Origin of the sequence: Granulicella mallensis, from assembly GCF_014203225.1 — a bacterium.
Taxonomy (GTDB): domain Bacteria; phylum Acidobacteriota; class Terriglobia; order Terriglobales; family Acidobacteriaceae; genus Granulicella; species Granulicella mallensis_A.
Genome location: NZ_JACHIO010000001.1, coordinates 483,041 through 495,895 on the forward strand (window position 1 = coordinate 483,041; position 12,855 = coordinate 495,895).

The 12,855-nt window shown below is 56.8% G+C and carries 7 protein-coding genes and 1 pseudogene; all 8 read right to left on the bottom strand.

Annotated elements, in window-relative coordinates:
* Positions 1 to 319: 319 nt before the first annotated feature.
* Positions 320 to 523: pseudogene (locus tag HDF15_RS01815) on the bottom strand (DDE-type integrase/transposase/recombinase); the annotation flags it as partial.
* 7 nt (positions 524 to 530) lie between these two features.
* The gene (locus tag HDF15_RS01820; RefSeq protein ID WP_221314227.1) at positions 531 to 1,835 is read right to left on the bottom strand and encodes an MFS transporter; all 1,305 of its coding nucleotides are present in this window, start codon (positions 1,833 to 1,835) and stop codon (positions 531 to 533) included.
* Between the two features lie 246 nt (positions 1,836 to 2,081).
* Complete coding sequence (locus HDF15_RS01825) at positions 2,082 to 3,674, bottom strand: hydantoinase B/oxoprolinase family protein (RefSeq protein WP_184252550.1); 1,593 nt, start codon at positions 3,672 to 3,674, stop codon at positions 2,082 to 2,084.
* Positions 3,671 to 5,629 (bottom strand): hydantoinase/oxoprolinase family protein, encoded by a 1,959-nt coding sequence (locus HDF15_RS01830; RefSeq protein ID WP_184252551.1) that lies wholly within the window; start codon positions 5,627 to 5,629, stop codon positions 3,671 to 3,673. The genes HDF15_RS01825 and HDF15_RS01830 overlap by 4 nt, the downstream gene beginning before the upstream one ends.
* A gap of 59 nt (positions 5,630 to 5,688) precedes the next feature.
* A complete protein-coding gene (locus HDF15_RS01835; RefSeq protein ID WP_221314228.1) occupies positions 5,689 to 6,450 on the bottom strand; it encodes a GntR family transcriptional regulator in 762 nt (253 codons plus the stop codon).
* Positions 6,451 to 6,556: 106 nt separating this feature from the next.
* Positions 6,557 to 7,810, bottom strand: a complete 1,254-nt coding sequence (locus HDF15_RS01840; protein ID WP_184252553.1) for a DUF2891 family protein — start codon at positions 7,808 to 7,810, stop codon at positions 6,557 to 6,559.
* Between the two features lie 74 nt (positions 7,811 to 7,884).
* A complete protein-coding gene (locus HDF15_RS01845; protein ID WP_184252554.1) occupies positions 7,885 to 9,147 on the bottom strand; it encodes a DUF2891 family protein in 1,263 nt (420 codons plus the stop codon).
* Positions 9,148 to 9,250: 103 nt separating this feature from the next.
* Positions 9,251 to 12,235, bottom strand: a complete 2,985-nt coding sequence (locus HDF15_RS01850) for a carboxypeptidase-like regulatory domain-containing protein (RefSeq protein WP_184252555.1) — start codon at positions 12,233 to 12,235, stop codon at positions 9,251 to 9,253.
* Positions 12,236 to 12,855 lie beyond the last annotated feature (620 nt).

Sequence of the window (12,855 nt, forward strand, 5' to 3'; positions counted from 1 at the left end):
AGCATTTTCCCTGTTGCTGGGAATCCGGAAACGGGCGTGCAGCGGCGTTTTCATTGGGGAAAACACCCATAAAGATCGAGGCCCCGCTCTACACCTACAGGGAAAATGCTCTAGCCGCGGCCCAAAGCGGTGCAGCCGAAACGTAAATGCCCCACATCTCATCGACGAGATGTGGGGCATTTACGTTAAAACTGCGCCACGAGCGGCGCAGGAGGCGATGCGTGTATTGAAAGGAAAATAGCTTCATTCGAATGTCGGCGAGCATGGCATTCCAGATCGCGGGCGCAGCTTGGCCTTTGATCCTCAGTCGACTTAAGGCAAATTGATTCTTGCGAATACGGCGGAGTAGTTCCACGCCAGCGATCGTGATAACGGCAGGCTAGAAGTTCTTGGAGCCGAACATAGGTCGGGCTCTGGACTTGACCCCGCGGTGATCCTGCTCAATCAGGTTGTTCAGATACTTTGAAGAGCGTAGCTTCGTGCTCTTTGGCAACAGGCCGTCAGCTCTCAGTTCGCGAACAGCTTTGTATTTAGAAAATCGCACTCTTCTCGTTCTCTTCCAATTCCACGCCACAGGTCTCCGGCAGTAGGAGGACCCCGAGGATCATGAGCAGGTAGGCAGATACGGCGAACATCGCGATGGCGTGGCCCAGGCGCATGTGGATGGCGAAGTAGCCGACCAGCGCGGGGAATAAGGCGCCTACACCGCGGCCGAGATTGTAGGAGAAGCCCTGGGCGGAGCCTCGGATGGCGGTGGGAAAGAGCTCGGTGAAGAAGGCTCCCATGGGGCTGAAGGAGCCGGAGGGGAAGAAGCCGAGCGGAAAGCCGAGGAGCAGGGTGGTCGTGTCGCTGATGGGGACGATGGTGTAGAGAAAGACGGTGAGCGCGGAGAACGCAGCGAAGAGGATGAGGGTGAGTTTGCGGCCGAGCCTGTCGGCGAGATGGGCGCTGACAAGGTAGCCGGCGAAGGATCCGAGGATGACGACCAGGAGATAGCCGCCAGTGTGGGTGACGTTGAGGCCGCGCGCATTGAGGTAGAGCGGGAGCCAGGTGTTGATGGCGTAGTAGCCACCCTGCGCTCCGAGCGCGACCAGGGAGGCGAGCGCGGTGATGCGAAGAATTGCGGGCGAGAAGATCTTGAGAAAAGTGAGATTGGAGCCCTTGTTCGTTGATGGATGGTTGGCGCGGAGGATGGTCGCCTCTTTATAGATCTCCGGTTCCTGGACATTCTTGCGGACGTAGATAGCGAGCACGACGGGAGCGAGGCCGATCCAGAACATCGCGCGCCAGGCCATGTTAGGCGAGAGTACAGCGAAGAAGAGTGTGTAGAAGAGCGCGGCGATTCCCCAGCCGATGGCCCAGCCACCCTGCACGGTGCCGACGGCGCGGCCGCGATACTTAGCTCGAATGGTTTCGCCGATGAGGACGGAGCCGACGGCCCACTCGCCACCAAAACCGAGGCCTTGGAGGCCGCGAATAATGAAGAGCTGATTGAAGCTATTAGTGAAGCCACTGAGAAAAGTGAAGACTGCGAACCAGAGGATGGTTAAGCGAAGGATACGGACGCGACCGAAGCGGTCGGCCGCGAGGCCGGCGAGCCAGCCACCGACAGAGGAGAGCAGTAGAGCCGAGGTACCGAGCAAACCGGCCTGGCCTTTGCTGATGTGCCAGATCAGAATGAGAGTCGGGAGCACGAAACTGTAGACCATGACGTCCATGCCGTCGAGCATCCAGCCGGCGAAAGTAGCGACGAGTGCGGAGCGCTCCTCGGATTCGAGTTGGAGGAACCAGAGTTTCTTGCGGGTTGGCAGGATGGTGATGCCTGGCTCACTCATGAGGGATTCCTTTTTCTGAGGCGCGGTTTGGAAATTTGTACGTGGCCGGATGCTCGCTTCTATTACCTGAGGCGTTGAAGAATCCCGCGGAAACACGGAATTCAGACGCTACTGCTTGACTCCTTCAAGAGCAAAGGCAACGCATACTGCAACGAAACGAATTACGGTAATACCCCATTCGATATTGAGTGCTACTTCTTTGCTGCTTTGACGATGCTGTTTTATAAGGACTTCGAAAACTTCGATCTAGCCAATTTCGGGCACTCCCCAACCGCCACCACCCGGTGTTTCGAGGTGGATGAGGTCGTATTTCTTTGCATAGATGCTGCACTTCGCAGGAAGCTTTTCGGAGGTACCGTCGGGCCTGATGAGCAAATTCAGGCCGACCTCGCCGCCCATACCACCGGAAAGACCATAGGGTTGAAATTTGCGGCGCTCGCCGAGTAGCGTTACCTGCGCGTCAGCTAGCAGCTCCACTTCGCGAATGAGACCGTCGCCACCCTTGAACTCGCCCGCGCCGCCTGAGCCTTTGCGATAGGAGTAGGAACGGACGCGGAAGGGGTAGGCGTACTCGAGTGCCTCAACGGGCGTGTTGAGGGAGTTGGTCATGTGGCAGTGGATGCCGTCGATGCCATCGATACCAGGACGTGCACCCATGCCGCCGGCAGTCGTCTCGTAATAGGTGAAGGGCAGATGGAAGCGCTCATCCCAGCCGCCGACAGTGAGATTGCTCATCGAGCCATAGCTTGCGGCGGGGACACGGTCGGGAGCGGCCTTGGCAAGTGCGCGCAGAAGGACATCGACGATGCGCTGGCTGCACTCCACATTACCTCCGGCGACTGCCGCGGGTGGACGCGCATTGACGATGGTGGCGGCCGGCGCGGAGACGGTGATGGCGTTCATCATGCCGGCGGTCACTGGCGCATCGTCTCCTAATAAGCAGCGAAAGACGTAAAAGCAGGCTGAGTAGGTGATGGGATAGACCGCGTTGATGCTTCCCGCTACCTGCGGGGAAGAGCCGCTGAAGTCGATGGCGGCCGACCCAGCGTCAGGATCGAAGGTAATGGCCACGGCGATGCGGATGGGATCGTCGGTGATGCCATCGGAGTCCATGAAGTCTTCGGCCTCATATCTGCCTGCGGGCATCTTGCGAAGTTCAGCGCGTACCAGGCGTTCCGTGTAGGCGAGCAGCCCGTCGGAGAGCTCGTTGACCTTGGCATGGCCGTACTTGGCAACTAAGTCTTTTAGCCGCTGCTCGCCGACGCGGCAGGCACCGATCTGCGCGTCGAGATCGCCTTCGCGCTCTTCGGGTGTCCGGACGTTGTGAAGGATGAGTGAGAGGATTTCAGTGTTGGTTTCACCACCGACTACGAGACGAATGGCGGGGATGCGAATGCCCTCCTGATAGATCTCGCGGCAGGGCCCCATGGAGCCGGCGAAGGTGCCTCCGACGTCGGCGTGGTGAGCGCGGGAGGCTGCGTAGAAGCTTGGACCGTCGACGCCTTCGATGAAGATGGGAAGGACAAGCGTGATATCCGGGAGGTGAGTGCCGCCGGCATAGGGATCATTGAGGATGGCGATGTCGCCCTCGCCGAGCTTGAGGGATTTTACGACTGCATCGACCGAGTGAGACATGGAGCCGAGGTGCACGGGCATATGGTCACCCATAGCAATGACGCGCTGATGGCGGTCGAAGAGAGCGCAGGAGTAGTCGCGACGCTCCTTGATGTTAGGCGAGATCGAGGTGCGGCGAAGAGCGGCGCCCATCTCTTCGGCGATGGAGTGAACAGCGCTCTTGAAGATAGCGAGTTCGATGGGACTAACGGGTTGCGGCTTCATGCATACACCTCGATCACCAGGTTCTTGAAGGCGTCGACGCGAAGGACATCGCCCGGCGGCAGGATAGTGGCGGAGCTGTATTCGGAGATGATGGCGGGACCGGTGAAGGTGTCGCCCGCGTGGAGCTTGTCGCGTTCGTAGAGACGCGTCGGGTGGGGCGTGCCATCGAAGTAGACGGTACGGGTGCCGACGAGGGCAGCACTGCCATCGCCATCGATAATCTCCTGCCGTGGTGGCTCGAAGGTCTCTGCCGGAGCGGCGACGCGCACGCGGATGTTCACAATATCAAGGGGCCGGCCCTCGTTCGCGAAGCCGTATCTGCGCTGGTGCAGGGCGTGAAAGGCAGAGGCCATATCGGGACCGTAGGGAATATTCAACTCATAGCCCTGGCCTCGGTAGCGGAGGTCGACGGAGCGAAAGGATTTGCCTGCGAGACCCTCGGTTTCAAACTCGTTGAAGCCCAGCCTCTCGAGCTCGGCGAAGGTTTCTTCGAGGTCAGCATCGATGGTTTGCATGACGGTACGAGAGTATTCGCGCATGGTATCGGCGAGCAGGATGCCTACTGCTGAGAGCGCGCCGGGCAGCGCTGGAATGAGTACACGCGGCACCTGCAGGGCGTGCGCAAGAGAGCATGCATGCAGAGGACCGCCTCCGCCAAATGCAACCAACGTGAAGTCTCGGGGATCATAGCCCCGCTCGACGGAGATTACACGAATAGCCTTCTCCATGGAGGTCTCAACAACGCGCAGAATACCGGAGGCGAACTCTTCGACGGTGGCGAGACTTCCCTTCTCCTGCTCCATGTACTGCAGCATCCGATCGCGGTCGAGGCTGATGGAGCCACCCATGAAGCGGTCGGTATCGAGTCGACCGAGAACAAGATTCGCGTCAGTGACGGTGGGTTGTGTGCCACGGCCGAAGCAGACGGGACCGGGATCGGCACCAGCAGATTCCGGGCCTACGCGCAACAGTCCTCCGGCGTCGAAGCGAGCGATGGAGCCGCCGCCAGCACCGGCGGTATGGATGTCCAGCATGGGCACACCGATGGGGATGCCGGTAATGATCGACTCATTGCTGATGTGCGGGCCGGTCGCGTCGACGAGGAAGACATCGGTGGAAGTCCCACCCATGTCGAAGCCGATGATCTGGTCGAATCCGGCAAGGCCTGCAAGTTTATAGGCGCCGATGACACCACCAGCAGGTCCGGAGAGCATGGTTCGAACCGGCTCTGCTGCGGCGATGCGAGCAGAGATGATGCCGCCCGAAGACTGCATGACCTCAAGGCGGCTATCTGCGTAGACCTTCGATATGTTGGCTGCGAGGGTGGTGATGTATGAACCTACCTTGGGAGCGACGTAGGCGTTGGCAACGATGGTGGATGCACGTTCATACTCGCGAAACTCAGGCAGGATGCGATGCGAGATGGAAAGGGGCAAGCCGAGGGGTTCGAGTGCTGCGGCGATTTTGATTTCGCTCTCCGGATTAGCGAAGGAGAATAATGTCGACACAGCGATGGCATCCACGCCGGCGTCCGCAATGTTATTAACTATTATCTCCAGCTCAACGGGATCGATCGCGAGGAGTAAATCTCCGTTCGAACTGACTCGCTCGGAGACGCCGAAGCGAAGCTGTTTGGGAACGAGGCACTCTGGCGCTGGCTGGAACCAGTCATAGAGCTTCGGCCGTGCCTGGCGGCCAATCGCAATCGTGTCTTCAAAACCTTTGGTCGTGAGAAACGCAACGCGTGCTCCCTTGCGCTCAAGCATGGCATTGGTGGCAACTGTGGTGCCGTGCCGAACGACGACGTCGGGATCGGGCGAGATCTTGTGCAGCCCTTCGATCACTGCTCTTCCAGGATCGGACGGGGTTGAAAACACCTTCAACACAACGAACTGCGAATTCTGAAAATACACAATATCGGTGAACGTTCCGCCAGTGTCGATGGCTATACGCATAGGACTTGAAACCTGGTCTTCCCCTGGAACGAAAATTGTTCCGCATATGGTTGAATCATTTAATGTTTGAGGGTCTTGCGCGTGCGTGTAAGCCTTGCACGTTTGGGACGCTTTGCACCGAGCGGCTCAGGATTGCGGAGCCAGTCGGAATAATCGGTGTTCATGGGGTTGGCATTGGGAAGATTCACCGCTAAGAGATCGACCTTCATACTGCGCTTCACCGTGTTTTCGAGGTGATCGCTGGCGCGCGCGCGAGCTAACTCGGCATTGCCGGAACGAAGCGCACGGACAAGTTCCTGGTGTTCGGCAACCAACTGCGGGCCGTAGCTATCCATCACGATCACCAGGTAGTAATAGCGCATGAGACGGGTCTGCGCGTTGGTGACTATCTGGAGCAGGGACTGATTTCGGCTAGCGGCCGCAATCGAAATATGAAAGTTCTTATTCCATTCAAGAAACGTGTAGTAACTATTTCTCTCACCAATTTGATATTCGTATGTTGCCCAGCCACTGATTTCCTTGATCTGCTCTGGGGTTGCACGCTCTGCAGCGAGAGCAGCGACCGCGGGTTCTACGACGGACTGAAGCTCACGCAGATTTCGGTACTCTTCGATCGTCAGCGGAGTGATGCTATAGCCGCGAAAAGGAATCATCTGCATCAATGATTCGTCTTCGAGACGCCGGCATGCCTCACGGACGGGGGTTCGGCTTGCGGCGTAACGATCGCACATCTCTAACTCAGAAATGGAGAGCCCGGGAGACAGCTTGCAGGTAACGATATCCTGCTTCAATTCCTTGTAAATGCGTTGAGCTTCCGTCATTGGAATGTACCAAGTGTATACAACAGAATCCATTCCGGGATGGTGATTGTGATAGTGTGCAAACCTATCCGCCGCGATGATTGTATGGGCAACTGCAGAGCACATACTATTTTTTTCTCACCTCAGCGCGCACGGTTTCCGGTGGCGCGACCGGCCCGTTGACAAGGTTCTCATACATAAGCGCATAGGTGGCAATCCAATGGGTGCCGAGGTAACCGGCCGTGCCTATTTTTGTGTACCCCTCCTTAGCGGAGATGTTGGCGAACCTGCGGTAGACGGCGACGCGGGGATCATCCTTCGGAAGGCCGTTGGCGATCATCTCGAAGTCGGCTGCGCGCTGATAGTTGAGGCCGACGAGATGCGCATTGGGCAGACCCTCCTCATCGGTACCGGACCTGTCAAGATTGTCTCCATGCATGGCATCGATCTCCTTCACGTAACCCTGGAAGAGATCGGAATAGACGGGCGGGAGAAAGGTGTCGAGCCACTTGCTGTAGGCGGACGGATCGAGAATCCGCCCCATCAACGCTGCCTCCGCAAGACAGGGCGACGCGAAGGTGCCGAAGACGGGTTCGGACTCCGTAGCACAGTTCTGGTCGTTGCCGAAGAGGCGTAGCGCGGTGTCATGGATGACGGCCTGAGTGGCCGTATCTCTGGTCTCCGTGGTGTAGTCGAGAACGAAGTTCATGTCGAGTGCGGTGTTGGGATGCAGCCCTACGCGAATGGGGTAATTGAGGCTGCGCAGATAAGTGATGTACTGCTCGGTCATCCACTTTGCGAGAGGCTCCAGGGTTGTGGCAACACGCTTCCCTTCAGGGTCGTCCCATGTCTTGGCCTCTCCATAGAGCTTGAGTAGCCACGCATATCCGTAGGGTTTTTCGAAGTCGGCTTCGCGGCCTTTGAGGGCCTTGAAGTAGGCGATCTCTCCATCAATATTGGATTTCTGGATATGGGTTTCGAGCTCAAGCCGAATCGCCGGAGCTACCTCAATGGTGGGATCGGCCTTGATGAGCGACACCATCATCCAGGTCGAGTTGACCGCGGAGTGCCAATCCAGGCAGCCATAGAAGGCGCGATGCTTGTCATAGTCTTCGAGGATCTGCTGCGCCCCCTGGGGCTGCCAGAGATAGGCCTGGCGCGTGTCGGTTGCTACGCCCAGGCGGGGGGCATGCGGATGGTCCTCGCAGCCTATAGGATTCGCGGCAAGGGAGAGCCGCTGCACTTCTCCGTATTCCGGAGGATTGACTGCGGGCAGGCTCTTCAGATAGTCCGCTATCTTCGCGGTGTCACTGCGCTGGGCCAACAGGGAGTGAACACCTGTGAAGCAGAGCATGATCGATACCGTCCATAGTATGCGCATACGAGCGTCCTTTAGGTTCCTGATCGGTGATGGGGCATTGGCATGATTGCGTTTCGGCTCGCAACTGGTCTTACTTAGTCTGCGGTGGCGGCGTTGTCATGGTTCTTGGGCTTCTCGGGGGCGAGCGGCGCAGGTCCCTTCGCCGCATTTTCATAGAGGAGAGCGTAGGTAGCGAGCCAGTGCTGGCCCTCATACCCAGCCTTGCCGAGGTCTTCGTATCCATGAGTTGCATTGATTGCGGCAAGGGTCTTGAAGACTGGAACGCGGGCATCGTCCTGGGGTAGAGCGTAGGAGATGAGGAGAAGATCGGTGGCGCGTTGAAAGTTCAGGGCAATCAGGTGAGACTTATAATCCAGCTGAAGCTGCGCGTCGGCGTCTGTCGTATTCGTGTGGCTGGTATCGATCTTCCTGGTATATCCCTCAAAGAGCTTTGAGTAGACCGGGGGAAGAAAATCGTCGAGCCACTTGAGGTAGGCCTGCTGGTCCATGACACGGCCCATCAAGGCTGCCTCCGTGAGGCAGGACGAGACGTCATCCGAATTCTGGGGCTCCATGCCGGTGGGGCAATCCTTGTCCTTGCCAAAGAGACGAAGGGCAGTAGCCTGGATTGCGGTCTTCATGGTTGTGTCTTCGGAGAGGTTTACGCCGTCAAGGGCAAGACTCATTGCCCATGCCGTGTTGGCATCGGTTCCCACGCGGAACGGGTATTTGAGATTGTAGAGATAGAAAACATAGCGTTCGGACATCCACTTGGCCAATGGCGCCAGGGCTGTCGCCATCTTCTTGCCTTCGGGTGAATCCGAAGCCTTCGTCTCGCCGTACAGTTTGAGCAACCAGGAGTAGCCGTAGGGCTCTTCGAAGTTCGGCTCGGCAACGATAGCCATGGCGGCAGGCTTCGGTTGAGTAAAGAAAGCATACTCGCCGTCCATGTTGGTCTTACGGAAGTGGGTGGTCGCAATGTCCTTAATGGACCCTTCCAAAGGGAGCTTTGGATTCTGAAGGAGCAACCGCATCACCGTCCAGACAGAGCCCACGGCGTCATGCCAGTTTGAGCAGCCAAAGAAAGCACGATTTCTGTCGTAGCTTTCAAGGAGCACGGGCATCTTCTCGTAGCCCCAGAGAAAGTTATCGTGGGTTCCGGTGTTCTCCTGCGGGTGGTCAGAGCAACTGATGGCATAGGTTGCAAGGGTCTCTTTCCTCTGCTCGTCGAATACAGGCGGCGTGACGGAGGGAAGAGTCTTGGCATACTCGGCGACTCGTGCTGGATCGCTTTTCTGAGCCACAAGACTTACAGAACCAGCAAGGCTAAGAATCAAAAGCCCACTTAGAATTCGCATGCATTTGTCCTTGGTGTGGGTAATTACCGATAGGGTGTGGACTCGGACAATGGTATCCGGGCCCACGTTCCATGACTGTCTAGAAGCTGAACTGCGCTGCAAGCTAGCCGATCTGGACGTTGCTGCCAGAGGTAGCTGCACCGAAGCTGTTGGTTGTGGGCGCGGTGTTGATGGTCAAGTTATTCTGAGTGCCAAAGAGGTTGAATGCCTGGCCGATGATCTTCAACTGCAGAGAGTTGTGCTTGTAGGCGATGACAGAGACATGGAGATCGAAGTCGTTATAGCCCGTGGAAGCAATCGATTTCGGACCGAGGTTCGTAGAGAGACAGGAACCGGTACCTGGAGCGGTGGTTCGGCATGCCAACATGTATGGATTGAGATTGGCGTCGAGATCGGCACGGTAGGCGTTGATCGCGGCATAGTTGATCCCTCGATTGCCCTGGTCTCGCGTAGTTCCAGGAACATACTGAGCCGTACCGTCGGCATTGGGATTTGCCGGGAACACGTTAGGGCTGAAGGTAGACGTTGTCACGCTGAAGGGCAAGTTACTGCGGAGGCTGTAGATGCCGCCAACCTGGATGCGATACGGCAGATCGACAGAGGCGCTGAATACCAGCGCATTGCGTTGGTCGAATTGCGCCGGGCCCCAGTCCTCTCCAAGATTGTTGTAGTTCGTGGGAGCCTGGTGCGGGTTGTTGTCATGAGACGAGCTAAGAGCATAGGAAGCGGTGTACATGTAGTGATGGCTCAGTCTTTTGTCGAACTTGATATAGAAGCCCTTGTACTCATTGGCCGAGGTGGAGGCATTCTGATTGATCTGATAAAAGGTGGGATCCGGCCTGGCGGTGTTAGCCGGATAGTTGGCCGGAATATTGAGGTCGTAGATCTTGTAGTCGCGCAGGCCACGATTATAGAGACCATCGACGGCGAGGGAAAGATCCTTGCCGAGCTGGCGACTGTAGCCAAGAGAAAACTGGTGCATATAGGGATTTTGCAGATACGGAGAAAGAGTAGCGACGGTCAGCGGCGTCGTCGAGCAATAGTCCGTGACGCTCAGGCCGTTATAGGGGTTCGGATAGGGCAGGACATTATTGGGTGGCGTGCCGGCAGGGGCAATGCCTGTCGTTAGCGAGATGTTGCAATTCTTGAAGTTAAGTTTTTCCGACTCCTGGAGCTCGGTCTGGATGAAGTTGTAATAGATGCCATAGCCCGCGCGGATGACATCATTCCCCTTCTTGAAGGGGTCCCACGATACGCCAACTCTCGGGCCAACGTTGTGATAGTCCCCGCGATCGTGCGGATTTCCTTCACCGGGAATCACGGGCTCAGTGGTGGTGTTCGGCGTATAGGTATCGAGGAAGGAAGCACCCCGTTGGAGATCATAGCGGAGACCCGCGTTGACAGTCAGGTTAGGCCTTGCTCTCCAACTGTCCTCCACAAAATACGACTGCTGGGTCGACGGCAGGTAGAAGATCTGAGGAATCGCATTCTGGGTGAATTGGTAGGGGTTGGTGAGCTTCGCTTCTGTGGCGGCCGTGTTATCAAAGGATTGGTCGGCAAGGAAGGTGTAGGTTCCATTCAAATTGAGATCGTCGGAGTCAATGTAGGGGATATAACTTACATCCGCACCAATCTTGATCGAATGCGCGCCCTTCTGAATGGTCAGGGAGTCGTTGACCTGCCAGCGAGACTCTACGCCTACTGCGGCATAGTTATGCCCAAAGGAGAGGCTGGGAAAGTCATAGGCCAGAGATACATTCTGGCTATAGGCCGGATTCGCCAGCTGTTCCGGCTTGGTTGGAATGGGCGTGTTGTAGGGGCCTAGCTCGTAGGAGATATAAGCGTATTGAAAACGAGCCTCGTTCACCATATTCGGTTTTGGTTCCCAGGTATGCCCGGCCACGTAAGCCTTGCGTGGAAACTCGCCATCGTAGCAATAGGCTGTGGTCTGTCCACCGCATCCATTCGCCGTAGACAACTGCCACTCTTGCGAATAACGGAAGAAAAGTTGCTGATTCGGCTTGAGGTCGTCGTCGACACGGACGGTGAGGAGCTGATCGTGGCTGGGATTCTGGAAGGTCCCGAGGAGTGGGGCATAGTCCGTTGCAGCGAGACTGCCGGCCGGCTCGAACAGAGTCCAGGAGGTAGTGGCCTGTGTGCGCTCAAAGGCTCCGTAGTAGTGAATCCGATCCTTGAGGATTGGACCTCCTATCGAGCCGCCCCACTGATTGCGTTTGTAGAGCGGAGAACCGGTGTGCTCGGCCAGCTCGCTGGCTTTCTGGAACGGAGTGTCGGCGGTGAGAGCGGTGTCGCGATAGTACTCGAAGGCATCGCCGTGAATCTTGTTGGTGCCGCTCTTGGATACGACCGTCGTAAAGCCGCCCATCGCCCAGCCAAGATCGGCGGGCATGGATGCGGTATACGTCTTGAACTCAGCTACGGAATCTTCCGGAATGTTCTGGCGCGGATCGCCTTCTTCGGTCTGCTGGTTGGATACACCGTCCCAGTAGAAGCCGTTGGCGTAGTAGTACACGCCGCCTCCTGATTGCACGTTGCTATAGAAGCTGCGCGAGGCAGCCTGCGTGGTGCCAGGTGTCAGCAGCGCGAGAGCGAGATACTGCCGGTTTTGAATGGGAAGGTCTTCGATCTGAGCCTGCTCGACGACACCACCCACGTCATAGGAGGTTGTGTCCACCGCCGGCACGGCACCTTGAACCGTGATGCTCTGCGTGGCGTTACCGGCCTGCAATGTGACGTTTTGATTCACGTGATTATCGAGCTGGATGACGAGACCATTGATGGTCTCGGGCGAGAACGTGGGCGCGGTGATGGTAAGCGAGTAATGACCGGGAGCCACGGTGGGGATACTGTAACGGCCATCCGACGCTGTGGTAACGGTGCGTTTTTCTCCGTTGTCCGTGTTCGTCAGGACAACCTGGGCTTTGAGCACGATGGACCCGGATACGTCGGTAACGACACCCTGAACGTCCGCCTGCCCGGACTGCGCGTGCATCGCGACAGCACCATTCAGGCAAAAAACGAGAGTGAGTGCGACAAGAATACCTCTGCGTAACTTCAGGATGGTCATGCTACCTCCAAAAGATATGAGTAGGACTTGGCTACGAATCCGAGAGGAGTCGCATTAGGTTTTATTTATTGGTGGGGCCATAGCCGAGACGGCATACACGGTTTATATTCGTGATTCATATTTTTGTCAATAATTTTCTGCAAATTATTTTCTAGCCACAGAATTCCTAGTTTAATAGCATTTTTGGCGATCGGACGCGGAACGTTGCTCACCACGCAAAGACCATCATTTTTAGCTTGTATACAACTTGTAGATACCTGGTTGTCAATTGGTAACAACTTATTGATGGGGTTTGACTTGCGTGAGACAACAGAGGTGCGCTCGGGCAGTGATTTCAGGGCAGTAGTACACACGCGGCGGGGCGGGAGAGCCGAGGTTGCGAGGTCGGTACGACTTCAAAAGTGCGGAAGACCTGGACTGAACGTCTCGACCCTCCTGGGCGGTTCACTTGGTGCAGGAGATCTATGCCAGAACGAGATCGGCTTCTTCGGCAACTGTGATGTTCTCACCGGAGAACTGGACTGCGCCGTCGCCATCGAACCGCCTGACTCGGAATAGCTATCTGTGTGATCTGAAGGTTCCTACGAAGAGAGCCGACGCAGAAAGTAGCCCCCTCCGAT